This is a genomic window from Kitasatospora cineracea (genome assembly GCF_003751605.1).
In the GTDB taxonomy this organism is placed as follows: domain Bacteria; phylum Actinomycetota; class Actinomycetes; order Streptomycetales; family Streptomycetaceae; genus Kitasatospora; species Kitasatospora cineracea.
Window position 1 is genome coordinate 1 of sequence record NZ_RJVJ01000001.1, and the last position, 23,833, is coordinate 23,833.

A 23,833-nucleotide genomic window follows, 5' to 3' on the forward strand; every position below is an offset into this window, starting at 1 on the left:
CGACAGCATAGGATCATCCACTTCACCACAATCGGCTCGGGCATCAGGTCTCAGACACGTGTTGCGCGGATTTGCCTACGCAACGTCCTACACCCTTACCCCGGACTACCACCGCCCGGGCTGGACTTACCTTCCTGCGTCACCCATCGCTCACCTACTACCCGTTGGGTCACCGGCTCCACCACGTCCTTTGTCCGAAGACTCCGGGCCGGCTTCACGGGCTTAGCATCAAGAGGTTCGACGTTGGCGCTTCAAAGCGGGTACGGAATATCAACCCGTTGTCCATCGACTACGCCTGTCGGCCTCGCCTTAGGTCCCGACTTACCCTGGGCAGATCAGCTTGACCCAGGAAACCCTTGGTCAATCGGCGCAAGAGTTTCCCACTCTTGTATCGCTACTCATGCCTGCATTCTCACTCGTGAACCGTCCACAACTCGATTCCTCGGCTGCTTCACCCGGCACACGACGCTCCCCTACCCATCACAGCCCCCGTTGGGGGTATTGCTGCAATGACACGACTTCGGTGGTGTGCTTGAGCCCCGCTACATTGTCGGCGCGGAATCACTTGACCAGTGAGCTATTACGCACTCTTTCAAGGGTGGCTGCTTCTAAGCCAACCTCCTGGTTGTCTCTGCGACTCCACATCCTTTCCCACTTAGCACACGCTTAGGGACCTTAGTCGGTGTTCTGGGCTGTTTCCCTCTCGACCATGGAGCTTATCCCCCACAGTCTCACTGCCGCGCTCTCACTTACCGGCATTCGGAGTTTGGCTAAGGTCAGTAACCCGGTAAGGCCCATCGCCTATCCAGTGCTCTACCTCCGGCAAGAAACACGCGACGCTGCACCTAAATGCATTTCGGGGAGAACCAGCTATCACGGAGTTTGATTGGCCTTTCACCCCTAACCACAGGTCATCCCCCAGGTTTTCAACCCTGGTGGGTTCGGTCCTCCACACGGTCTTACCCGCGCTTCAACCTGCCCATGGCTAGATCACTCCGCTTCGGGTCTTGGGCATGCAACTCGATCGCCCTATTCGGACTCGCTTTCGCTACGGCTACCCCACACGGGTTAACCTCGCTACACACCGCAAACTCGCAGGCTCATTCTTCAAAAGGCACGCAGTCACAGCCCGAAGGCTGCCCCCACGGCTTGTAGGCACACGGTTTCAGGTACTATTTCACTCCGCTCCCGCGGTACTTTTCACCATTCCCTCACGGTACTATCCGCTATCGGTCACCAGGGAATATTTAGGCTTAGCGGGTGGTCCCGCCAGATTCACACGGGATTTCTCGGGCCCCGTGCTACTTGGGAGAAGCTCAAGCGAGCCGTACAGATTTCGTCTACGGGGGTCTTACCCTCTACGCCGGACCTTTCGCATGTCCTTCGACTACCCATACGGTTTCTGACTCGCCCAGCCGCCGGCAGACGACTGAAGAACTTTCCCACAACCCCGTCGTGGCAACCCCTGCCGGGTCTCACACCACAACGGTTTGGCCTCATCCGGTTTCGCTCGCCACTACTCCCGGAATCACGGTTGTTTTCTCTTCCTGCGGGTACTGAGATGTTTCACTTCCCCGCGTTCCCTCCACGCACCCTATGTGTTCAGATGCGGGTGACAGCCCATGACGACTGCCGGGTTTCCCCATTCGGACACCCCCGGATCAAAGCTCGGTTGACAGCTCCCCGGGGCCTATCGCGGCCTCCCACGTCCTTCATCGGTTCCTGGTGCCAAGGCATCCACCGTGCGCCCTTAAAAACTTGGCCACAGATGCTCGCGTCCACTGTGCAGTTCTCAAACAACGACCAGACACCCACCCTCGGGAGCATGACGCACCCTCAAGTGAGGCCGGCATCCATGAGGCAACTTCCGTTCCCCCAGGACCCAACAACGTGCCCGACACACCAAGCCGTCCCTGTCTTCCACGCCCCCGAGGGGGCAGTACTGGCAGATCCATACCGTGTGTGCCGAATAGTCAACGTTCCACCCATGAGCAACCGTGCGAGACATGCGCTCGCATTCGGCTATGTGCTCCTTAGAAAGGAGGTGATCCAGCCGCACCTTCCGGTACGGCTACCTTGTTACGACTTCGTCCCAATCGCTGGTCCCACCTTCGACGGCTCCTCCCCTTACGGGTTAGGCCACCGGCTTCGGGTGTTACCGACTTTCGTGACGTGACGGGCGGTGTGTACAAGGCCCGGGAACGTATTCACCGCAGCATGCTGATCTGCGATTACTAGCAACTCCAACTTCATGGGGTCGAGTTGCAGACCCCAATCCGAACTGAGACCGGCTTTTTGGGATTCGCTCCGCCTCGCGGCATCGCAGCCCTTTGTACCGGCCATTGTAGCACGTGTGCAGCCCAAGACATAAGGGGCATGATGATTTGACGTCGTCCCCACCTTCCTCCGAGTTGACCCCGGCAGTCTCCTGTGAGTCCCCGACATTACTCGCTGGCAACACAGAACAAGGGTTGCGCTCGTTGCGGGACTTAACCCAACATCTCACGACACGAGCTGACGACAACCATGCACCACCTGTACACCGACCACAAGGGGGCGCCCATCTCTGGACGTTTCCGGTGTATGTCAAGCCTTGGTAAGGTTCTTCGCGTTGCGTCGAATTAAGCCACATGCTCCGCTGCTTGTGCGGGCCCCCGTCAATTCCTTTGAGTTTTAGCCTTGCGGCCGTACTCCCCAGGCGGGGAACTTAATGCGTTAGCTGCGGCACCGACGACGTGGAATGTCGCCAACACCTAGTTCCCAACGTTTACGGCGTGGACTACCAGGGTATCTAATCCTGTTCGCTCCCCACGCTTTCGCTCCTCAGCGTCAGTAATGGCCCAGAGATCCGCCTTCGCCACCGGTGTTCCTCCTGATATCTGCGCATTTCACCGCTACACCAGGAATTCCGATCTCCCCTACCACACTCCAGCCTGCCCGTATCGAATGCAGACCCGGGGTTGAGCCCCGGGCTTTCACATCCGACGCGACAGGCCGCCTACGAGCTCTTTACGCCCAATAATTCCGGACAACGCTCGCACCCTACGTATTACCGCGGCTGCTGGCACGTAGTTAGCCGGTGCTTCTTCTGCAGGTACCGTCACTTGCGCTTCTTCCCTGCTGAAAGAGGTTTACAACCCGAAGGCCGTCATCCCTCACGCGGCGTCGCTGCATCAGGCTTTCGCCCATTGTGCAATATTCCCCACTGCTGCCTCCCGTAGGAGTCTGGGCCGTGTCTCAGTCCCAGTGTGGCCGGTCGCCCTCTCAGGCCGGCTACCCGTCGTCGCCTTGGTGGGCCATTACCCCACCAACAAGCTGATAGGCCGCGGGATCATCCTGAACCGCCGGAGCTTTCCACCGGCCCCCATGCGGGAGACGGTCGTATCCGGTATTAGACCTCGTTTCCAAGGCTTGTCCCAGAGTTCAGGGCAGATTCCCCACGTGTTACTCACCCGTTCGCCACTGATCCACCCCGAAGGGCTTCACCGTTCGACTTGCATGTGTTAAGCACGCCGCCAGCGTTCGTCCTGAGCCAGGATCAAACTCTCCGTGAATGCTTCCACGAAAGAGCGGCACAGCAGCCACCGGAATAAGGCGGCCCCGTGCACTGCGTCCTCGCTAGTGTTTTACTTCAAAAGGAATCTCCAACCCCGACGAGACGTCGAGGCCGGGGATGTCAACATATCTGGCGTTGACTTTTGGCACGCTGTTGAGTTCTCAAGGAACGGACACTTCCTTCGACCGGCCTTCCGACCGTATCTCCGGGCGCTTCGTTCTTTCGTGTTTCCAGCTTATCAGATCCGAGCTTGTGCTCTTTCCCGACTCGCTTTCGTCTTCTGCGGCTTGACGCCCCGTCCGACGTTTCAAACTCTAGCCGATCCCCGCTCCTGAAAGCGAATCGGCCGCAATCTCCGAAAAAAGCACACGCCGAAATACGAACGGGGACGCGAAAGAGACGCGACCCGTCACGGATCATCGAACTGGTTTCTCAAGGGATTGGCCGCCCCGGGACCGTCCACACAGATGCGTGTCCGGTGCTCCCTGCCGAGCGACCAGTGAACACTACGCCCGATCCGGCCCAGGTGCAAACAACGGCCGGAAGGCCGGCCCCTGGTGGGGGCCGGCCTTCCGTCGCGCTGGGATGCGCCGGGACGCGGTGGTGCGCGGTGGGCTACTGCTCAGCTGTTGGTGGGGAAGCCCAGGTTGATGCCACCGTGCGAGGGGTCGAGCCAGCGCTGGGTGACGGCCTTGCCGCGGGTGAAGAACTGGACGCCGTCGGCACCGTAGGCGTGGGAGTCGCCGAACAACGAGGCCTTCCAGCCGCCGAAGGAGTAGTAGGCGACGGGGACGGGGATCGGCACGTTGATGCCGACCATGCCGACCTCGACCTCGTTCTGGAAGCGCCGGGCCGCGCCGCCGTCGTTGGTGAAGATGGCGGTGCCGTTGCCGTAGGGGTTGGCGTTGATGAGTTCCAGGCCCTCGTCGTAGGAGGGGACCCGGACGACCGACAGGATCGGGCCGAAGATCTCGTCGTTGTAGACGGACATGCCCGGCTTGACGTGGTCGAACAGGGTGGGGCCGAGCCAGAAGCCGTCCGCGGTGGGGGCGCCGTTGGCGTCCTCGGCGGTGATGGCGTGCTTGCGGCCGTCGACGGCCAGCTCGGCGCCGTCGGCGACGCCGGACTCGACGTAGGAGGTGACCTTGTCCCGGTGCGCGCCGGTGACCAGCGGGCCCATCTCGGAGTCGCCGTTGCAGCCGGGGCCGACCTTGAGGGTGGCCATCCGCTCCTTGATCTTGGCGACCAGCTCGTCGCCGATCGGGTCGACGGCGACCAGGACGGAGACGGCCATGCAGCGCTCGCCGGCCGCGCCGAAGCCGGCGTTGATGGCGGCGTCGGCGGCCAGGTCGAGGTCGGCGTCGGGGAGCACCAGCATGTGGTTCTTGGCGCCGCCGAGGGCCTGCACGCGCTTGCCGTAGCGGGTGCCGGTCTCGTACACGTAGCGGGCGATGGGGGTGGAGCCGACGAAGGAGACCGACTTGACGTCGGGGTGCTCCAGCAGGCGGTCGACGGAGACCTTGTCGCCGTGGACGACGTTGAAGACGCCGTCGGGGAGGCCGGCCTCCTTCCACAGCTCGGCGATGAAGTTGGCGGCGGACGGGTCCTTCTCGGACGGCTTGAGGATGACCGTGTTGCCGGCCGCGATGGCGATCGGGAAGAACCACATCGGCACCATGGCCGGGAAGTTGAACGGCGAGATAATGGCGACCGGGCCGAGCGGCTGGCGGATCGAGTAGACGTCGACGCCGGTGGAGGCCTGCTCGGTGAAGCCGCCCTTGATCAGCTGCGGGATGCCGCAGGCGTACTCGACGACCTCCTGGCCGCGGGCCAGCTCGCCGAGGGCGTCGGAGTGCACCTTGCCGTGTTCGGAGACGATGATCGCGGCGAGTTCGTCCTTGCGGGCGTTGAACAGCTCGCGGAAGTTGAACAGCACCTGGGTGCGCTTGGCGATCGAGGTGTGGCGCCAGGAGGCGAACGCCTGGGCGGCGGCGGCGACCGCCTGGTCGACCTCCGCGATCTCGGCGAAGTCGACCTGGCCGGTCACCTGGCCGGTGGCCGGGTCGTGGAGGTCGCCGCGGCGGGGCGCGGTTCCGGCGGTGGCGACGTTCTGGCCGCCGATCCAGTGGGTGATGTGCTTGCTGCTCAAGGGTCTCTGCCTCCGATGTCCACGGATGTCCCGCGCTCGTTCTCCAGTCTGCGCGGGACGGCGGGCCCACTCAACGAGCACCCTGACGGGGAAGCGCGATTCACCCTTACAGGTCGTCGGGAGGGCCGGCGGGAGGGCCGGCCGGGCCGGTAGCGGGTCCGTCGGCCGGATCGGGTTCGGCGGGTTCGGCGGATTCGGTGGGTTCCAGGTGTTCCAGGTAGGGGTCGTGCAGGCCGTCGGCGAGCGCGGTGGTCTCCAGCAGGTCGAGGCGCAGATCCTGGGCCCAGGCTTCGGCCCACCGCCGGGTGCCGGGGTCCTCGGGCGGCAGCAGCGCGGCGGCGGTTTCGAGCCGGTCGGCGAGCGTACGGGCGGTGCTGTCCTCGTCGGGGCCGGAGTCGAACGCGTCGGCCAGGGCCAGGAGTTCGCCTTCCCGTCGCCGGGCGGTGAGGGCGTGCAGGACGTACAGGTCGGCGGGCAGGGCGCGTTCGCAGAGGGTGCGGACGGCGAGCGCGGCGACGTCGTCCAGTGCGGCGACGGGAACGGTGGCGCCGACGGGGAGGACGGGCGGGTGGCGCAGCGGTTCCCGGCGCAGCTCGACGGCGAGCGGCAACTTCCTTACGGTGAAGTCGAGTTGGCGGCGGCGTGCGGTGCCGGGCGGTTCCTGGACGTAGTGGCCGGCGGCCCGCAGGGTCTCGGCGAGTCCGGTGGCGAGGTCGGCGAGCGGCGGGCCCTCGCCGGTGACGAGCAGCAGGTCGGTGCCGTGGACGGGGGCGGCCAGGCCGTGCAGGCGCAGCGCGTCGGCTCCGGCCAGGGCGAGGGCGTGCCGCAGGCAGTACGGCTGGGCGTCGGCGAGCAGCGCGGCCCGCTCGTCGGCGCCCGGGCCGACCTCACCGTCTGATCCCGAACCCACCGCACCCGTACTCACGCTCACCTCACCCGCGCCCGCGCCCGCCGCTCCCGCACCGCCCGTCTCGTCCATGGGAACAGTCTGGGCCGTCTAGTGCGGCCCGCGCAGGTGTGCGGCGGCGTCGTGCAGGGCGAGTTCGAGGGCGCGGGGGTCGACGAGCCGTCCGTCGGGGTGCGGGGGGATCAGCCAGTGCGGGCCGCGGGTGGGGCGGGTGGGGTGCGGGACGGCGATCCAGGTGCCGTCGCCGGAGGCGCGGATGCCGGTGCCGGTCCAGCGTTCGGCGGTGCCGACGGGGACCAGGAAGCCGACGGTGTCGCCGTCGGGGTCCTCCAGGACGGGGCCGCCGCCGAGCCGGTCGAGCAGGGCGGCGGCGGGGCGGCCGAGCGGGCCGGGAGCGTGCAGGACGTCCCAGCGGCGGCCGGCGGGCAGCAGGGCGAGGCCGGAACGGGTGCGTTCCCAGGTGCGGCGGCAGTGGTCGGGGTCGGCGGCGGCCTCGGCCAGCCAGTGCAGGGCGCTGGGGCGGCGGGTGGTGCTCACGTGCGGTTCCTCGTCTCTCCGGGGTGACGCGCGGCGGGCGGGGTGCCTGCTGTCGTCATCCGGGAGAGCGGGGTACCGGGGATCTCTTACACGGATCCCCGGCGGGCGGGGCGGGTGGGGCGGTCAGCGGTCGCCGAAGATCGTCCGGTGCCAGTCCTTGCGGGCGACCGCGGTGGTGTCGAACATGACGTGCTTGACCTGGGTGTACTCGTCGAGCGAGTACTGCGACATGTCCTTGCCGTAGCCGGACGCCTTGTACCCGCCGTGCGGCATCTCGCTGATGATCGGGATGTGGTCGTTCACCCAGACGCAGCCGGCGGCGATCTCGCGGGTGGCGCGCAGCGAGCGGTGGACGTCGCGGGTCCAGGCGGAGGCGGCGAGGCCGTAGGGGGTGTCGTTGGCGAGGCGCAGGCCCTCCTCGTCGCTGTCGAAGGGCAGGACGACGAGCACCGGGCCGAAGATCTCGCCCTGGACGACCTCGCTGTCCTGGGCGGCGCCGGTGATCAGGGTGGGGCGGTGGTAGGCGCCGAGGGAGAGGTCGGTGCCGTCGTGGCCCTTGCCGGTGGCGGGGCCTCCGGTGACGACGGTGGCGTAGGCGCGGGCGCGCTCGACGAAGCCGGCGACGCGGTCGCGGTGGGCGAAGGAGACCAGCGGGCCCAGGTCGGTCTGCGGGTTCAGCGGGTCGCCGAGCCGGATGCCGTCGTAGAGGTCGGCGACGCCGGCCACGAAGGCGTCGTAGAGCGGGCGCTGGACGTAGGCGCGGGTGGCGGCGGTGCAGTCCTGGCCGCTGTTGATCAGGGAGGCGGCGACGGCGCCGTGGACGGCGGCGTCGAGGTCGGCGTCGTCGAAGACCACGAAGGGGGCCTTGCCGCCGAGTTCGAGGTGGGTGCGCTTGACGGTGGCGGTGGCGATCTCGGCGACCCGCTTGCCGACGGCGGTGGAGCCGGTGAAGGAGACCATGGCGACGTCGGGGTGGCCGATGAGGTGTTCGCCCGCGGTGCGTCCGGCGCCGGTGACGACGTTGACGACGCCGTCGGGGATGCCGGCCGCGGTGCAGGCGCGGGCGAACATCAGCGAGGTCAGCGGGGTGATCTCGGCGGGCTTGAGGACGATGGTGTTGCCCGCGGCGATGGCCGGGAGGATCTTCCAGGCGGCCATCTGCAGCGGGTAGTTCCAGGGCGCGATGCTGCCGACCACGCCGACGGCCTCGCGGCGCACGTACGAGGTGTGGTCGCCGCTGTACTCGCCGGCGGCCTTGCCCTCCAGGTTGCGGGCGGCTCCGGCGAAGAACGAGGTGTTGTCGACGGTGCCGGGGACGTCGAACTCGGTGGAGAGCTTGATCGGCTTGCCGGTCTGCGCGGTCTCGACCCGGGCGAAGTCCTCGGCGTGCTCGGCGAGGATCCCGGCCAGGCGGTTGAGCGCCTCGGAGCGGGCGCCGGGGGTGGCGCCGGACCACTCGGGGAGGGCGGCGCGGGCGGCGGCGACGGCGGTGTCGACGTCGGCGGGGGTGGCGAGCTCGACCTGCTGGACGGTGGCGCCGTTCGCGGGGTTGACCACGGCGAAGGGTTCGCTGCCGGAGCCCCGGGTCGGGCGGCCCGCGATGTGCTGCGCGCCGTCGTTGAAGCTGGTCAGGTCCATGAGTTGCCTCCATTGCCTACTCGACCAGGCCGACGATGCCTCGGTTCGGGTGCCGGGGGCAAGCGTCACTCAGCAACGGGCCGACCGAAGGGCCTTACACGCTGCAAGGTCGCCCGTGGGTGACAGGGCGTCGCCGTCGCGCATGATTGACCTGACACCCTGAGAACCCCCCGGAGGTATCCGCGATGCTCCCCACCGTCGCCCGCGTGCTCGACCTCGACGTGATGCGGCGCGGTCTGCCCCAGGTGGTGGCCGGTGCGGCCGCGCTGGAGCGCCCGGTGCGCTGGGTGCACGTCAGCGAGCTGCCGGACGTGGCGGGGGTACTGCGCGGCGGCGAGCTGGTGCTGTCGACGGGCATCGCGTTGCCGGAGGACCGGGACGGGCTGGCCCGGTACGTGCGGGAGCTGGCCGAGGTGGGGGTGGCGGGGCTGGTGATCGAGTTCGGCCGCCGGTACTTCGACTCGTTGCCGCGGGCGCTGGTGGCGGCGGCGGAGCGGCACGACCTGCCGCTGGTGGCGCTGCGCCGGGAGCTGAAGTTCGTCGCGGTGACCGAGGCGGTGCACGCGCTGGTGGTGAACGCGCAGTTGGAGCAGCTGCGGGTGTCCGAGGCGGTGCACCAGGTGTTCAACGAGCTGGCCACCGAGGGTGCGGAGCCGGCCGAGGTGGTGCGGCAGGTGGCCCGGATGGCGGGCGCGCCGGTGGTGCTGGAGAACCTGGCGCACCAGGTGCTGGCGCACGACCCGGCGGGGCGCGGCGAGCAGGAGCTGCTGGAGAACTGGGAGCACCGTTCGCGCGGCGTGCACCCGGCGGGCCGCACCGGGTACGACCCGCGGTCGGGCTGGCTGGTGACCACGGTGGGGGCGCGCGGCCAGGACTGGGGGCGGCTGGTGCTGGTGGACGAGCCGGTGGTGCTGCCGCCGGACGTGCCGCACCCGCACGCGATGCTGCTGGAGCGCGGCGCGGCGACGCTGGCGCTGAACCGGCTGGTGGTGCGCGACCGGGAGTCGCTGGAGCGGCAGACCCACCGCACCCTGCTGTCGGGCATCCTGACCCACGCGCTGACGGTCTCCGAGGTGGCGCTGCGGGCGCAGGCGCTGGGCGTGCCGCTGGAGGGCCGCCGGCTGGTGGGCGTGGTGCTGCGCCAGCGGCAGGGCCCGTTGCCGGCGGCGCTGGAGGCGCAGGCCCGGCTGCGGGACTTCACCGAGCTGGCGGCGACCGCGATCCGCACCTCCCGGCTGTCGGCGCTGGTGGGCGCGCTGGACGACGAGGGGGTGGGCCTGCTGGTGGCGCTCGGTTCGCAGCAGGACGAGCACGCCTCGCTGGAGTCCTTCGCGGCGGCGCTGCGCCGGTTGTCGGCGGAGGCGGGCCGGGACGGGTCGGCGGCCGAGCCGGTGATAGCGGTCGGCTCCTCGGTGGGTTCGGTCCGGGACGCCCGGCGCACCCTGCTGGAGGCCACCCAGGTCGCGGACGCGGCGCTGCACGACGCGCCGGGCGGCCGGGCGGCGTACTACCGGCTGCCGGACGTCCGGCTGCGCGGCCTGCTGCACCTGCTGCGCGACGACGAGCGCCTGCAGACGTACGTGGAGCGGGAGTTGGGCCCGCTGCTGGCGTACGACGCGGAGCACGGCGGCCAGTTGGTGCAGATGCTGCGGATCTACCTGGAGCAGGGCCGCAACAAGTCGGCGGCGGCGGACGCCGCGCACCTGTCGCGGCCGTCCTTCTACGACCGGCTGCACAAGGTGGAGCGGATCCTGGGCGTGGACCTGGACCAGGTGGAGTCCTGCCTGTCGCTGCACGTGGCGCTGCTGGCGCTGGACGCGGTCCGGCGTTGACCGGCGGACCGCGTCCGGCGCGGTCAGCCGGCGGACTTGGGCGGCGGGACCTGACCGCGGACCAGCAGGTCCAGGGCCTGGGCGTCGTGCCGGTCGCGGGCTTCGAGGGCGACCCGGGAGCCGTCCGCGAAGTGCGCCTCGACCCGGCTGGACCAGGAGCCCATCCGCGGTTCGATCCTGGCCAGTTGCTGCCGCGGGACCTCGCCGTACGGGTGGTAGCCGTCGGAGAGGGCGCTGCCGAGCAGGATCCGGTGGTCGGTGAAGACCAGCATGACGCCGCGGTTCTCGTAGGTCCGGTCGCCGCGGCCGCCGGTCAGCACCTGGACGGCGAACCGGCCGGCCTGGCTGTCCCAGCCGCCGGACAGGCCGCGGCCGCGGAAGATCCGCCGGAGGTTGCGGAAGAAGCCGCCGATGGCCTCCTCGACCGCGTCGACGAGTGCGCCGGCCAGGTCGAGCAGGAAGCCGACGGCCTGGAACAGGCCGTCGCGTTCCTTGCGGTAGCGGCGCGGGACGCGGCGGAGCAGGTCGCTGAGCTCGATGTCGACGACGGCGTGCACCCGTTCGCCGGGAGCCAGGTGCGGCGCCACCAGCGGCAGGTGGGAGCCGCCGCCGAGCCGGTGCGGCTCGTACACCTGCGGTGCGGCGGTCGGCGGGTACCCGGTCGCGCCGTAGGGGCCGGCCGTCATCCGAACGCCTCCGTGACGCGGTTGCCCGGCACCCGGTAGGGCTCGCCGCCGGGCGGGCCGTCCAGGGCGCCGGCGATGGTGTCCAGGCCCTGGTCGCTGAGCAGGTTGTCGGTGAGGACGCCGGGGAAGTCGCCGGCGCCGGTGACCGCGCCCAGGCCGCCCTTGATGCCGCCCTTGACCGCGCCGAAGCCCTTGCCCAGGGCCTGGGCGGTGGCGAACTCGCCGAGGTTGGCCATCGACGGGTTGCGGACCAGGTCGAGGCCGGACTTCCAGCGGTTGCCCTTGCCGCCGAGCTTGCGGACGGCCTTGGCGGCCTTGCGGGCCTTGTTGAACTTGCCCAGGGTGCGCGCCGCCTTCATCGCCTTGATGGCTTCGTGCAGTTCCTTGAGCGCCTTCTCCAGCTTGAGCGAGACCTGGCCCACCCGGGCGATGTAGATGGCGATCTCGCCCTCGACGATGATCGCCTCGGCGGCGGTGGCCAGGCCCAGGGTGAGGATGTCGATCGCCACCGAGGCGGCCAGGGTGATGATCAGCGTCTCGATGGCCTCGCGGATGATCTCGATGATCAGCTGCTCGGCGAGCTGGCACTGGGCGGCGGCCTGGTTGATGATCTGCGCGACCTGGGCCATGTCGGCGGCGGTGGCGTCGACGGCCTCGACGACGGTGGCCATGTGGCCGCCGAAGGCCGCGGAGGCCGCGCCCTCCCAGCCGCCCTCGACCCGGGTGCCGGCGGCCCGCAGCTCGTCGGCGACCTCCTGCATCGCCTTCGCCTGGGCCTGCCACTCGTGCGAGGCGGCGGTCAGCGCCTGCAGGTCGCCGGTGACCTTCTCCAGCACGTCCATCAGCCCGGTGGCGTCCAGCGCCGCCTTGACGATGGAGTCGAGGCCCGCGTCGAGGCCCTCGCTGACCGGGTTGTCGAAGCTGGGCAGCGACGGCAGCTGGTCGGCGGCCCGGTCACGGGTCCACCGGTAGGCGTCGACCGCGTCGCCGAAGGCGCCGGGGGCCAGGGTGCTCACTGGCCACCCCCGTAGACCTCGGCGGTGTCCTGCTCGTTGCTCTCGTAGTTGTCCACCGTGAACCGGACGCCCTCGCCGGTGGCGTCGAGCAGTTCGATCAGGTCGGCGAAGTTCTCCTGTTCCGCTTCGGCGTGCTCCTGGTAGGAGCCGTGCAGCTCGCCCGAGCCCGGCAGCTTGCCGAAGGCCTCGGACGAGAGCTGGACACCCGCCAGGGCCGCGCGGATCTGGGCGATCCGTTCGGCCTGGGTGTCGAGCACGGACGCGTATCCGGTGAGTACTTCGGGCTCGACCCGAAACCCCGTGTCCCCCATGACATTTCCTTTGCTCTCAGGTCAGGCGAATCATCGTACTGATCTGATGAGCAAAGGCATCAAGGGGCCCCGGGCGGTTTTCCCGGAGCCCCTGTGAAGAAAAGATGAAGGATCGTCAGATCACGTGTGCGTCGGTGAGGGTCAGCACCTCGTCCAGCACGGCGAGGCCCGCCTTGGCCTCCTCCGCGCTGACGTTGCACGGCGGCACCACGTGGAAGCGGTTCATGTTGGTGAACGGCCACAGGCCCCGCTGCTTGCAGGCCGCCGCGAGCTGCGCCATCGGCGCGTTGTCGGCACCGGCCGCGTTGTACGGCACCAGCGGCTCGCGGGTCTCCCGGTCCTTCACCAGGTCCAGCGCCCAGAACACGCCCAGGCCGCGCACCTCGCCGATCGAGGGGTGCCGCTCGGCCAGCTCGCGCAGGCCGGGGCCGAGCACGCTCTCGCCGATCAGCCTGGCGTTCTCCACGATGCCCTCCTCGGCCATGGTGTTGATCGTCGCCACCGCGGAGGCGCAGGCCAGCGGGTGGCCCGAGTAGGTCAGGCCGCCCGGGAACGCCTTCTGCGCGAAGGTCTCCGCGATCGCCCCGGAGATCGCCACGCCGCCCAGCGGCAGGTAGCCGGAGTTGACGCCCTTGGCGAAGGTCAGCAGGTCCGGGGTGATCCCCCAGTGGTCGGCGGCGAACCAAGCGCCGGTGCGGCCGAACCCGGCCATCACCTCGTCCAGGATGAACACGATCCCGTACCGGTCGCAGATCTCCCGCACGCCCGCCAGGTACCCGGCCGGCGGCACCAGGATGCCCGCGGTGCCGACCACCGTCTCCAGGATGATCGCCGCGACGGTGCCCGGACCCTCGAACGCGATGGTCTGCTCCAGGTGCGCCAGCGCGCGCTCGCACTCCTGCGCCTCGTTCTCCGCGTGGAAGTTCGAGCGGTACGGGTACGGGCCCCAGAAGTGCACGATGCCCGACACGCCCGCCTCGTTCGCCCAGCGGCGCGGGTCGCCGGTCAGGGCGATCGCGTTGGCGGTGGCGCCGTGGTACGAGCGGTAGGTGGAGAGCACCTTGTGCCGGCCGGTGTGCAGCCGGGCCATCCGGATCGCGTTCTCGTTCGCCTCGGCGCCGCCGTTGGTGAAGAAGATCTTGTCCAGGTCGCCGGGGGTGCGCTCGGCGATCAGCCGGGCGGCCTCGCTGCGCGACTCCTCGGCGAAGCCCGGGGCGATGGTGCACAGCTGGGCGGCCTTCGCCTGGATCGCCGCGACCACCTTCGGGTGCTGGTGGCCGATGTTGGTGTTCACCAGCTGCGAGGAGAAGTCCAGGTAGCGGTTGCCGTCGTAGTCCCAGAAGTAGGAGCCCTCGGCACCGGCCACCGCGAGGGGGTCGATCAGCGCCTGGGCGGACCACGAGTGGAAGACGTGCGCGCGGTCGGCGGCCTTGACGGCCTGCCCGGCGACCGAGTCAGCGGTGGGAGTGCTCATGCGACCAGCGTAGGGAGCGGCCCCGGCCGGGGGCAGCTTCATCGTGTCACGCGCGTCGCGCCGCACCCTGACACATTGACGGCCGCAAGCGACAGGGGCGCGAGGAACTGCGCGCCCGGCCACCCGCTCACGTGGAGCGGCGGCCCCCGGCCCGGTCCCTCGCGCCCCTGCCCCCGGCGCTACGCGATCAGATCGCGGTCATGCTGCGTCTGCTGGTCACGACCCGCTAGATCGCGGTCATGACGTGCTTGATCCGGGTGTAGTCCTCGAACCCGTACGACGACAGGTCCTTGCCGTAGCCGGACTTCTTGAACCCGCCGTGCGGCATCTCGGCGACCAGCGGGATGTGGGTGTTGATCCACACGCAGCCGAAGTCCAGCCGGCGGGACATCCGCATCGCGCGGGCGTGGTCCTTGGTCCACACCGAGGAGGCGAGCGCGTACTCGACGCCGTTGGCGTACCCGACGGCCTGGTCCTCGTCGGTGAACTTCTGCACGGTGATGACCGGGCCGAAGACCTCGTTCTGGATGATCTCGTCGTCCTGCTGGAGGCCGGAGACCACGGTCGCCGCCCAGAAGTAGCCCCTGTCGCCGACCCGGTGACCGCCGGCCTCGACCTTGGCGTGCGCGGGGAGGCGCTCGATGAAGCCGGCCACCTGCTGGAGCTGGTTGGCGTTGTTGAGCGGGCCGTAGAGGACGTCCTCGTCGTCCACGCCGCCGGTCTTGGTGTCGGCGGCGGCCTTGGCGAGGGCCTCGACGAAGGCGTCGTGGATCGACTCGTGCACCAGGACGCGGGTGGCCGCGGTGCAGTCCTGGCCGGCGTTGAAGTAGCCCGCCATGGCGATGCCCTCGACGGCCTCGTCGATGTCGGCGTCCTCGAAGACCACGACCGGGGCCTTGCCGCCGAGCTCCAGGTGGACCCGCTTGACGTCCTTCGCGGCGGACTCGGCGACCTGCATGCCGGCCCGGACCGAGCCGGTGATGGAGGCCATCGCCGGGGTGCGGTGCTCGACCATCAGGCGGCCGGTCTCGCGGTCGCCGCAGATCACGTTGAAGACGCCGGCCGGCAGTTCCAGCTCCTTGAGCACGCCGCCGATGATCTCGGCGAGCAGCACGGTGGAGGCGGGGGTGGTGTCGGAGGGCTTGAGCACCACGGCGTTGCCCGCGGCGATCGCCGGGGCGAACTTCCAGACCGCCATCATCATCGGGTAGTTCCACGGGGCGACCTGCGCGCAGACGCCGACCGGCTCGCGGCGGACGATCGAGGTCAGGCCGTCCATGTACTCGCCCGCGGCCTTGCCCTCCAGCAGGCGGGCGGCGCCGGCGAAGAAGCGCAGCTGGTCGACCATCGGGCCGATCTCCTCGGAGAGGGTCAGCCCGCGCGGCTTGCCGGTGTTGCGGACCTCGGCGTCGACGATCTCGTCGGCCCGGGCCTCGACCGCGTCGGCGATCTTGAGCAGCAGCTTCTGCCGGGTGGACGGGGTGGAGTCCCGCCAGACCGGGAAGGCGGCGGCCGCGGCGGCCATCGCGGCGTCCACGTCGGCCGCGCCGGAGAGCGGGGAGGTCGCGTAGACCTCGCCCGTGGTCGGGTCGACGACGTCGAGCGTGCGGCCGTCCGCAGCGTCGACGAACTCGCCGTTGATGTAGTTGCGCAGCGTACGAAGCTCGCTCACGGTCTCTCCTCGGTCTGGGCCTGCGTCGTTGCAGCCCCGGGCGCCAGGTTACCCCTGGGCCGGGATGGGCACGGCATGTCAGCGACAAGCCACGATCGGCGGTGTGCAGGCTCGCGCGTGTACGTAGCCAGGGTACCCATGCCACTGCCGGTATCGACAGGGGTGGTCGCCAGAGGCCACGCTTTCCGCGCCCGATCTTCGAATAGGCAACGAAATCAGCAGCTCGGGAGCTTGCGATTCCGCCGCCCGTCAGGCACAGTGGCGGCGTGGCCAACCGTGACCGGAACGCCAGCGTTCCCCTCGACGCCGCCTCCAAGGCGATCATCGAGCAGCTCCAGGAGGACGGGCGCCGTCCGTACGCCGCCATCGGCAAGGCCGTGGGCCTGTCCGAGGCGGCCGTCCGGCAGCGCGTCCAGAAGCTGCTCGACCAGGGCGTGATGCAGATCGTCGCCGTGACCGATCCGCTCACCGTCGGATTCACCCGCCAGGCCATGGTGGGCATCCGGGTGGAGGGCGACATCGAGCCGGTGGCCGACGCGCTGGCCGCCTTCGACGAGGTCGACTACGTGGTGTGCACCGCGGGTTCGTTCGACCTCCTCGCCGAGCTGGTGTGCGAGGACGACGAGCACCTGCTCGAACTGATCAACAAGCGCATCCGCGCGCTTCCCGGCGTGCGGAGCACCGAGAGCTTCGTTTACCTGAAACTCCGGAAACAGACCTACACCTGGGGCACCCGATGACAGCCGACCCGGCGCAGAAGGACCTTTCCAAGACCGCCTACGACCACCTGTGGATGCACTTCACCCGCATGTCGTCGTACGAGAACTCCCCCGTGCCGACGATCGTCAAGGGCGAGGGCACCTACGTCTGGGACGACAAGGGCCGCAAGTACCTCGACGGCCTGGCCGGCCTGTTCGTGGTGCAGGCGGGCCACGGCCGCGAGGAGCTGGCCGAGGCCGCCGCCAAGCAGGCCAAGGAGCTGGCCTTCTTCCCGGTGTGGAGCTACGCCCACCCGAAGGCCGTCGAGCTGGCCGAGCGCCTGGCCAACTACGCCCCGGGCGACCTGAACAAGGTGTTCTTCTCCACCGGCGGCGGCGAGGCCGTCGAGACCGCGTGGAAGCTGGCCAAGCAGTACTTCAAGCTGACCGGCAAGCCGACCAAGTACAAGGTCATCTCCCGCGCCGTCGCCTACCACGGCACCCCGCAGGGCGCGCTGTCGATCACCGGCCTGCCGGGCCTGAAGGCCCCGTTCGAGCCGCTGGTGCCGGGCACCCACAAGGCCCCGAACACCAACATCTACCGCGCCCCGGCCTTCCTGGCCGGCCCCGACGGCACCGTCGACCCGGAGGCCTACGGCCGCTGGGCCGCCGACGAGATCGAGCAGGCCATCCTCTTCGAGGGCCCCGAGACCGTCGCCGCCGTCTTCGTCGAGCCGGTGCAGAACGCCGGCGGCTGCTTCCCGCCGCCGCCCGGGTACTTCCAGCGCCTGCGCGAGATCTGCGACCGCCACGACGTGCTGCTGGTCTCGGACGAGGTCATCTGCGCCTTCGGCCGCCTCGGCACCATGTTCGGCGCCGACAAGTTCGGCTACCAGCCCGACATGATCACCTGCGCCAAGGGCATGACCTCGGGCTACTCCCCGATCGGCGCCACGATCATCTCGGACCGCCTCGCCGAGCCGTTCTACAAGGGTGACAACACCTTCCTGCACGGCTACACCTTCGGCGGCCACCCGGTCTCCTCCGCGGTGGCGCTGGCCAACCTCGACATCTTCGAGCGCGAGGGCCTGAACCAGCACGTCCTCGACAACGAGTCGAAGTTCCTGGCCACCCTGAACAAGCTGCGCGACCTGCCGATCGTCGGCGACGTCCGCGGCAACGGGTACTTCTACGGCATCGAGCTCGTCAAGGACAAGGTCACCAAGGAGTCGTTCAACGACGACGAGGTCGAGCGCGTCCTGTACGGCTTCCTGTCCAAGGCCCTGTTCGACAACGGCCTGTACTGCCGCGCCGACGACCGCGGCGACCCGGTCGTCCAGCTGGCCCCGCCGCTGATCTCCGACCAGTCGACCTTCGACGAGATCGAGCAGATCCTGCGGACCAGCCTCTCCGACGCGTGGCAGAAGATCTGATCCTCCTTCCCCACCCTCCACCGAAGGGCGGCCCCGGCTCCTCACGCCGGGACCGCCCTTCGGCGCGTCCGCACCAGCGGGCGCCCGCGATCCGGCCCGCCGCCGGGGTGAATCTGCCGCCCGACACGCCGCGTTCGAGGTGATTCGTCCCGGATCGGTCCCGTGCGGCGCGCCCGCGGCACCGCCCGATCGTTCTAATCTGACGACTGTCATATCCCCGTCGGCACCTGGATGGATCTCATGTCAGCGGCCCCGCCCGACAACGACGTGCTCTGGGCCCGGGGGATCGTCAAGTCCCACCAGGGCACCCCCGCCCTGCGCGGCGTCTCCCTGGGCGTCCGCGAGGGCGAGATCCTCGCCGTCACCGGCCCGCGCGGCTCCGGCAAGTCCACCCTGCTCGGCTGCCTGTCCGCGCAGCTCCCGGTCGACGAGGGCGAGGTCTGGTTCCACAGCGCCCCCGTGCACACCCTGGGCCGGGCCGGCCGCGAGAAGCTCCGCCGCGAGCGCTTCGGCTACGTCGGCCCCGAGCCGCACCTGGTCCCGGAGCTGACCGCCCGGGAGAACGTCGCCCTCCCGCTGCTGCTGGCCGGCGCCGGCCACCGGGCCGCCCACCGGGCCGCCGCCGAGTGGCTGGAGCGCCTCGACGTCGCCGACTGCGCCAAGCTGCGCCCCGCCGACCTCCAGCAGGACCGGCGCCAGCGGATCGCCGTCGCCCGCGCCCTCGCCCCGCAGCCGCCGGTGGTCTTCGCCGACGACCCCACCGCGCCGCTGCACCGCGACGCCCGCGAACAGGTCACCCGGATACTGGCCAGCGCCGCCCGCTCGCACCGGCTGACGCTGGTGCTGGCCACCCACGACCCGGCGCTCGCCCGGTTCGCCGACCGCACCGTCCGACTGGTCGACGGCCGGATCGCGGCCGAACCCGCCACCGTCGCCGCCGGGAACTGAGGGGGCCGCCGTGTACTACCTCAGGCTCGCCCGCGGCTACCGCGCCCTCGACCTCGCCCGCTGGCTGCTCACCGCGACCGCCGCCGCCGTGGTCGCCGCCTTCCTGCTGCGCGCCCTCGGTCGCGCCCTGAACGGCACCGGGGGCAACCTCGAACGGCTGCTCTGGTGCCTGCCGCCGCTCGCCGCCGTCGCCTGGTTCGCCGCCGTCGCCGCCCGGGCCGTCCCCGCCCAGCACCCCGAGCGGATCACCGGCCTCACCGCGGCCGGCGCCGGACCCACCCGGATCCGGCTGCTGGTCGCCGGCGAGATCGCGCTCGCCTGCGCGCTCGGCTCCGCCGTCACCCTGCTGCTGTTCCTGATCCTGCGCAACGACATCGCCGGGCCCGCGCTCGCCCCCGACATCGGCATGGGCGTCCCGCTGCCCGCCGCCGCCCCGGTCGCCCTGCTCGCGGTCCTCCCGCTGGTCGCCGGGGTCTCCGCGGCCTGCGCGATCCGCTTCCCCGAGGGCCTCCCCGGCCGGCCCGCCGCACCCGCCCGCACCCGCCACACCCCGCTGCGGCTGCTGCTGCCCGCCCCCGTCCTGCTCGCCGGACTCGGCCTCGAACTGTACGGGCTGCGCCCCGACGCCACCGACGCCGACCGCACCCTCGCGCTGCCCGCCGGGCTCCCCGACACCAGCCCCGCCCTGCTCACCGGCTGGACGCTCACCGCGCTCGCCCTCGCGCTGTGGACCGGGCCGCTGCTCGCCCTCGCCGGACGGCTGCTCGCCCTGCGCCGGCCCACCCCGCTCCGGCTGCTGGCCGGCCGGGCGCTCACCGCCCAGGCCCGCCGCCTCGGCACCCCGCTGGCCGTCCTCACCGCGGTCGTCGCGCTGCTGCTGGTCGCCTGGCGCAGCTGGGCCCGGACCGGCGCCGACGTTCCCGGCCTGACCCTGGTCGAGGGCGCCCTGGTGCTCGCCTGCGCGGTCGCGGCCCTCGCCGCCCGCCTGCACGAACTGCGCGCCGACCGCGGCCCCACCCTCGACGCCCTCGACCGCCTCGGCACCCCGCCCGGCCTGCTCACCGGCACGGTCGCCCTGCGCGCCCTCGCCACGGGCACCGTCCTGCTGCTGACCGGCGGGCTCACGGTGCTGCTCTGCCCGCTGTAGGACCGCGGAGACGGCCGGGGCCCGGAAGGACGACGTCCTTCCGGGCCCCGCTGCATCCGGGCTCAGCCCGCGGCGGCGAGCTGGCCGCAGGCCCCGTCGATCTCCTGGCCGCGGGTGTCGCGGACGGTGGTGGGCACGCCGTGGGCCTGCAGGCGGCGGACGAACTCGCGCTCGTCCTCGGGCCGGGAGGCCGTCCACTTCGAACCCGGGGTCGGGTTGAGCGGGATCAGGTTCACGTGCACCCGGCGGTTCTTGATCAGGCGGCCGAGCAGGTCCGCCCGCCACGCCTGGTCGTTGATGTCCTTGATCAGCGCGTACTCGATGGACACCCGGCGGCCGGACTTCTCCGCGTAGTTCCACGCGGCGTCCAGCACCTCGTCGACCTTCCAGCGGGTGTTGACCGGCACCAGCTCGTCGCGCAGCTCGTCGTCCGGCGCGTGCAGCGACAGCGCGAGGCGGCAGCTCAGGCCCTCGTCCGCGAAGCGGTGCATGGCCGGGACCAGGCCGACGGTGGAGACGGTGATGCCGCGCTGGGAGAGGCCGAAGCCGTCCGGCGACGGGTCGGTGAGGCGGCGGATCGCCGACAGCACCCGGTTGTAGTTGGCCAGCGGCTCGCCCATGCCCATGAACACCACGTTCGACAGCCGGGCCTCGCCGCCGGGGACCGCCCCGGACTTGAGGTCGCGCATGCCGGACGCGATCTGCTCGACGATCTCCCCGGTCGACAGGTTGCGGGTCAGCCCGGCCTGGCCGGTCGCGCAGAACGGGCAGTTCATGCCGCAGCCGGCCTGCGAGCTGATGCACATCGTGACGCGGTCCGGGTAGCGCATCAGCACCGACTCGACCAGCGTGCCGTCGAACAGCTTCCACAGCGTCTTGCGGGTGGCGTCGTCGTCGCAGGAGACGTGCCGCACCACGGACATCAGCTCGGGCAGCAGCGCCTCGGTCAGCTTCGTCCGGCTCGCCGCCGGGATGTCCGTCCAGGTCTCCGGGTCGGCGGACATCCGGCCGAAGTAGTGGTTCGACAACTGCTTCGCACGGAACGGCTGTTCGCCCAGCTCGGCGACGGCCTCCTTGCGCTCGGCAGGGCTGAGGTCGGCGAGGTGTCGCGGGGGCTTGGCGCCGCGCGGCGCGACAAAGGTCAGTTCTCCGGGCTTAGGCATGGTTCATCCAGTGTCGCAGATGCCGAACGGCCCCCGGACGCGGTGGCGTCGCGGGGGCCGTGGGGGCGAGGGGCCGGGTTCAGCTGCCGACGAAGGCGGCGAGCAGCAGCCAGACCACCGGGGCGGTGGGCAGCAGGGAGTCCAGCCGGTCCATGATGCCGCCGTGGCCGGGCAGCAGGGTGCCCATGTCCTTGATCCCGAGGTCGCGCTTGATCATCGACTCGGCGAGGTCGCCGAGGGTCGCGGTGACCGCCGCGCAGCCGCCCAGGATCAGGCCCTGCCACCAGGTGCCGCCGTCGATCAGGAAGTGCATCAGCAGCGCGCCGGCGATCATCGACAGGCCGATGCCGCCGGCCAGGCCCTCGCGGGTCTTGCCGGGGCTGATGGTCGGCGCCAGCTTGGTGCGGCCGAACTTGTAGCCCACGGCGTACGCGCCGGTGTCGGAGCAGATCGTGACGACCAGGAACAGCAGGATCCGCCAGGCGCCGTCGTCCGCGGCCAGGATCAGCGCGACGAAGGTGGCCAGGAACGGCACGTAGAAGGCGGTGAAGACGCCGGCCGTTATGTCGCGCAGGTAGTTCTCCGGCGGGGTGGCCATCCGGGCCACCATCATCGCCAGGCCGGTCACCGCGAAGATCGCCGCGGCCCACTGGCCGCCTGCGAAGTAGCCGGTGACGACCATGCCCACGCCGCCGACCAGCAGCGGGACCTGCGGGACGCGGACGTCCTTGCGCTCGGCGAGCCGGCTGGTGAGCTCCCAGATGCCGACGGCGACGGCGGCCGCGACGACCACCATGAAGACCGCCTTGACCACGAACAGCGAGGCCGCGACCACGGCCCCGAGTCCGACGCCCACGCCTATCGCGGCGGGCAGGTTGCGGCCGCCGCGCGGCTTGCGGGGCTGCTGGTCGGTCTGGGCCACGGAGGTCTCCTGGGCGGGGGGCATGAACTGAGTCTGTGCCGGGCCGCCCCCTCGTCATGCCGGAGGCCGCCGCGCGTGACCCGTTTGGTGTCGGCCGGGCCGGGCCGTCGGGGCGGCCCCGGCCGGAGCGGGGGCGGGCCCGGGTGGAGCCGCGCCCCGGGCCGGGCGGTCGGGCCGCCGGTCCGGGGCGCTGCGGGCGGGGTCCGGATCAGACCTCCAGCAGCTCGGCTTCCTTGTGCTTGAGCAGCTCGTCGATCTGCGCCACGAACTTGGCGGTCAGGTCGTCGAGCTCCTTCTCGCCGCGGCGGCCGTCGTCCTCGCCGATCTCCTTGTCCTTGACCAGCTTGTCGATCGCGTCCTTGGCCTTGCGGCGGATCGAGCGGACCGAGACCTTGGCGTCCTCGCCCTTGCCGCGGGCCTGCTTGATGTACTCGCGGCGGCGCTCCTCGGTGAGCTGGGGCAGCACCACCCGGATGACGGAGCCGTCGTTCGACGGGTTGACGCCCAGGTCCGAGTCCCGGATCGCGGTCTCGATGGCCTTCAGCGCGGTCTTGTCGAACGGGGTGACCATGGCCATCCGCGGCTCCGGCACGGAGAACGAGGCCAGCTGGTTGATCGGCGTCAGGGCACCGTAGTACTCCGCGACGATCTTGGCGAACATCGCCGGGTGCGCGCGCCCGGTGCGGATGGCGGCGAGGTCGTCCTTGGCGACGGCGACGGCCTTCTCCATCTTCTCCTCGGCCTCGAGGAGGGTCTCATCGATCACTGTGTGCTCCCTGTCCGGTTCATCTGCTGTTGTCCCGTACCGGTGCCCCGGACGGCTGTTGCTGCTCGGAACCCCGACGGCTAGGCCCGGGCGGAATCCTCGCTGATGAGTGTGCCGATCTTCTCACCCTTGACCGCGCGGGCGATATTGCCCTCGGCGAGCAGCTCGAAGACCAGGATCGGCAGGCCGTTGTCCTTGCACAGGGTGATCGCGGTCAGGTCGGCGACCTTGAGGTCGCGGGAGATCACCTCGGTGTAGTCCAGCGCGTCGAACCGGACCGCGGCCGCGTTGGTGCGCGGGTCGGAGTCGTACACGCCGTCCACGCCGTTCTTGCCCATCAGCAGGACGTCGGCGTGGATCTCCAGCGCGCGCTGGACGGCGGTGGTGTCGGTGGAGAAGTAGGGCATGCCCATGCCCGCGCCGAAGATCACCACGCGGCCCTTCTCCAGGTGCCGGATGGCGCGCAGCGGCAGGTACGGCTCGGCGACCTGGCCCATCGTGATGGCGGTCTGCACCCGGGTCTCCATGCCCTCCTTGATCAGGAAGTCCTGGAGCGCCAGGCAGTTCATCACGGTGCCGAGCATGCCCATGTAGTCGGAGCGGGCCCGGTCCATGCCGCGCTGCTGGAGCTCGGCGCCGCGGAAGAAGTTGCCGCCGCCGATCACGATGGCGACCTCCGTCCCGGCCCGGACCACCGTGGCGATCTCACGCGCGATGGCGTGCACCACGTCCGGGTCGACGCCGAGGCCGCCTCCGCCGGCGAACGCCTCGCCGGACAGCTTGAGCAGTACCCGGCGGCGTGCACCGCCCGGAGCGGTCTCCTGCGTCTCCTGCATGGACTTTCTCCTTCTCCGCCTGCTGGTCAGCAGATCTGCAAAGTGCTGGTCACGGTGCCGGGTGCGCGGACCCGGTGCCGTGCCCGTGTACACGAGAGGAGGCCACTGCCGCGGGAACCGGTACGGTCTCCTGCACGGCAAT

General features: G+C 70.2%; 18 protein-coding genes and 2 rRNA genes. 5 read left to right on the forward strand and 15 right to left on the reverse strand.

Going from position 1 to position 23,833, the window contains the following annotated elements; translation table 11 throughout:
* The 6 genes from EDD39_RS00005 to EDD39_RS00030 form a co-directional block, all read right to left on the reverse strand.
* Positions 1–1,764 (reverse strand): 23S ribosomal RNA (locus tag EDD39_RS00005); the annotation flags it as partial.
* A 273-nt stretch (positions 1,765–2,037) separates the two neighbouring features.
* Positions 2,038–3,554, reverse strand: a 16S ribosomal RNA gene (locus EDD39_RS00010).
* Between the two features lie 624 nt (positions 3,555–4,178).
* Positions 4,179–5,705: a CoA-acylating methylmalonate-semialdehyde dehydrogenase gene (locus tag EDD39_RS00015; RefSeq protein ID WP_123552600.1), complete on the reverse strand. Its 1,527-nt coding sequence runs from the start codon at positions 5,703–5,705 to the stop codon at positions 4,179–4,181.
* A gap of 106 nt (positions 5,706–5,811) precedes the next feature.
* Positions 5,812–6,684, reverse strand: a complete 873-nt coding sequence (locus EDD39_RS00020) for a hypothetical protein (protein ID WP_148089371.1) — start codon at positions 6,682–6,684, stop codon at positions 5,812–5,814.
* Positions 6,685–6,702: 18 nt separating this feature from the next.
* Entirely contained in the window at positions 6,703–7,149 is a 447-nt protein-coding gene (locus EDD39_RS00025) for a bifunctional DNA primase/polymerase (RefSeq protein WP_123552604.1), read from the reverse strand.
* Between the two features lie 123 nt (positions 7,150–7,272).
* Positions 7,273–8,787: a gamma-aminobutyraldehyde dehydrogenase gene (locus EDD39_RS00030; RefSeq protein ID WP_123552605.1), complete on the reverse strand. Its 1,515-nt coding sequence runs from the start codon at positions 8,785–8,787 to the stop codon at positions 7,273–7,275.
* Positions 8,788–8,972: 185 nt separating this feature from the next.
* Here EDD39_RS00030 and EDD39_RS00035 point away from each other — a divergent pair, with 185 nt between their 5' ends.
* On the forward strand, positions 8,973–10,619 hold the full coding sequence (locus EDD39_RS00035; RefSeq protein ID WP_123552607.1) for a PucR family transcriptional regulator: 1,647 nt from the start codon (positions 8,973–8,975) through the stop codon (positions 10,617–10,619).
* 23 nt (positions 10,620–10,642) lie between these two features.
* Here EDD39_RS00035 and EDD39_RS00040 read toward each other — a convergent pair whose 3' ends face one another.
* The 5 genes from EDD39_RS00040 to EDD39_RS00060 form a co-directional block, all read right to left on the reverse strand.
* Positions 10,643–11,305 carry a hypothetical protein gene (locus tag EDD39_RS00040; protein ID WP_123552610.1) on the reverse strand — a complete coding sequence of 221 codons (663 nt, stop codon included), beginning with the start codon at positions 11,303–11,305 and terminating at the stop codon, positions 10,643–10,645.
* The gene (locus tag EDD39_RS00045; RefSeq protein WP_123552612.1) at positions 11,302–12,321 is read right to left on the reverse strand and encodes a WXG100 family type VII secretion target; all 1,020 of its coding nucleotides are present in this window, start codon (positions 12,319–12,321) and stop codon (positions 11,302–11,304) included. Before EDD39_RS00045 ends, EDD39_RS00040 begins: the two co-directional genes overlap by 4 nt.
* Positions 12,318–12,632 carry a hypothetical protein gene (locus tag EDD39_RS00050; RefSeq protein ID WP_123817303.1) on the reverse strand — a complete coding sequence of 105 codons (315 nt, stop codon included), beginning with the start codon at positions 12,630–12,632 and terminating at the stop codon, positions 12,318–12,320. Before EDD39_RS00050 ends, EDD39_RS00045 begins: the two co-directional genes overlap by 4 nt.
* Before the next feature lie 115 nt (positions 12,633–12,747).
* Positions 12,748–14,106 (reverse strand): aspartate aminotransferase family protein, encoded by a 1,359-nt coding sequence (locus EDD39_RS00055; RefSeq protein WP_123552616.1) that lies wholly within the window; start codon positions 14,104–14,106, stop codon positions 12,748–12,750.
* Positions 14,107–14,332: 226 nt separating this feature from the next.
* Positions 14,333–15,778, reverse strand: coding sequence for a gamma-aminobutyraldehyde dehydrogenase (locus EDD39_RS00060; protein ID WP_123552618.1), 1,446 nt, complete (start codon positions 15,776–15,778; stop codon positions 14,333–14,335).
* A 266-nt stretch (positions 15,779–16,044) separates the two neighbouring features.
* On the opposite strand from EDD39_RS00060, the gene EDD39_RS00065 reads away from it, so the two are divergent.
* The 4 genes from EDD39_RS00065 (at position 16,045) to EDD39_RS00080 (ending at position 20,004) form a co-directional block, all read left to right on the forward strand.
* Positions 16,045–16,518 carry an Lrp/AsnC family transcriptional regulator gene (locus EDD39_RS00065; RefSeq protein WP_030458782.1) on the forward strand — a complete coding sequence of 158 codons (474 nt, stop codon included), beginning with the start codon at positions 16,045–16,047 and terminating at the stop codon, positions 16,516–16,518.
* Complete coding sequence (locus EDD39_RS00070; RefSeq protein ID WP_123552620.1) at positions 16,515–17,909, forward strand: aspartate aminotransferase family protein; 1,395 nt, start codon at positions 16,515–16,517, stop codon at positions 17,907–17,909. Before EDD39_RS00065 ends, EDD39_RS00070 begins: the two co-directional genes overlap by 4 nt.
* Positions 17,910–18,149: 240 nt before the next feature.
* On the forward strand, positions 18,150–18,857 hold the full coding sequence (locus EDD39_RS00075) for an ABC transporter ATP-binding protein (protein WP_123552622.1): 708 nt from the start codon (positions 18,150–18,152) through the stop codon (positions 18,855–18,857).
* Between the two features lie 10 nt (positions 18,858–18,867).
* Positions 18,868–20,004: a hypothetical protein gene (locus EDD39_RS00080; protein ID WP_123552624.1), complete on the forward strand. Its 1,137-nt coding sequence runs from the start codon at positions 18,868–18,870 to the stop codon at positions 20,002–20,004.
* Between the two features lie 62 nt (positions 20,005–20,066).
* On the opposite strand, the gene rlmN is transcribed toward EDD39_RS00080, so the two are convergent.
* The 4 genes from rlmN to pyrH all read right to left on the reverse strand — a co-directional run bounded on the left by rlmN (position 20,067) and on the right by pyrH (position 23,691).
* Positions 20,067–21,167, reverse strand: coding sequence for a dual-specificity RNA methyltransferase RlmN (rlmN, locus tag EDD39_RS00085; protein ID WP_123552626.1), 1,101 nt, complete (start codon positions 21,165–21,167; stop codon positions 20,067–20,069).
* Positions 21,168–21,246: 79 nt separating this feature from the next.
* Positions 21,247–22,113 (reverse strand): phosphatidate cytidylyltransferase, encoded by an 867-nt coding sequence (locus EDD39_RS00090; RefSeq protein ID WP_123552628.1) that lies wholly within the window; start codon positions 22,111–22,113, stop codon positions 21,247–21,249.
* Positions 22,114–22,297: 184 nt separating this feature from the next.
* Positions 22,298–22,855 carry a ribosome recycling factor gene (gene frr / locus EDD39_RS00095; RefSeq protein WP_030458788.1) on the reverse strand — a complete coding sequence of 186 codons (558 nt, stop codon included), beginning with the start codon at positions 22,853–22,855 and terminating at the stop codon, positions 22,298–22,300.
* Positions 22,856–22,935: 80 nt separating this feature from the next.
* On the reverse strand, positions 22,936–23,691 hold the full coding sequence (gene pyrH / locus EDD39_RS00100; RefSeq protein WP_030458789.1) for a UMP kinase: 756 nt from the start codon (positions 23,689–23,691) through the stop codon (positions 22,936–22,938).
* Positions 23,692–23,833: the final 142 nt, after the last annotated feature.

Bases quoted from the DNA above. Each gene is read 5' to 3' on its own strand.
- EDD39_RS00020 (WP_148089371.1), bottom strand. From the start codon at position 6,684: ATGGACGAGACGGGCGGTGCGGGAGCGGCGGGCGCGGGCGCGGGTGAG.
- EDD39_RS00030 (WP_123552605.1), bottom strand. From the start codon at position 8,787: ATGGACCTGACCAGCTTCAACGACGGCGCGCAGCACATCGCGGGCCGC.
- EDD39_RS00035 (WP_123552607.1), top strand. From the start codon at position 8,973: ATGCTCCCCACCGTCGCCCGCGTGCTCGACCTCGACGTGATGCGGCGC.
- EDD39_RS00040 (WP_123552610.1), bottom strand. From the start codon at position 11,305: ATGACGGCCGGCCCCTACGGCGCGACCGGGTACCCGCCGACCGCCGCA.
- EDD39_RS00050 (WP_123817303.1), bottom strand. From the start codon at position 12,632: ATGGGGGACACGGGGTTTCGGGTCGAGCCCGAAGTACTCACCGGATAC.
- EDD39_RS00055 (WP_123552616.1), bottom strand. From the start codon at position 14,106: ATGAGCACTCCCACCGCTGACTCGGTCGCCGGGCAGGCCGTCAAGGCC.
- EDD39_RS00070 (WP_123552620.1), top strand. From the start codon at position 16,515: ATGACAGCCGACCCGGCGCAGAAGGACCTTTCCAAGACCGCCTACGAC.
- EDD39_RS00075 (WP_123552622.1), top strand. From the start codon at position 18,150: ATGTCAGCGGCCCCGCCCGACAACGACGTGCTCTGGGCCCGGGGGATC.
- rlmN (WP_123552626.1), bottom strand. From the start codon at position 21,167: ATGCCTAAGCCCGGAGAACTGACCTTTGTCGCGCCGCGCGGCGCCAAG.
- EDD39_RS00090 (WP_123552628.1), bottom strand. From the start codon at position 22,113: ATGCCCCCCGCCCAGGAGACCTCCGTGGCCCAGACCGACCAGCAGCCC.
- pyrH (WP_030458789.1), bottom strand. From the start codon at position 23,691: ATGCAGGAGACGCAGGAGACCGCTCCGGGCGGTGCACGCCGCCGGGTA.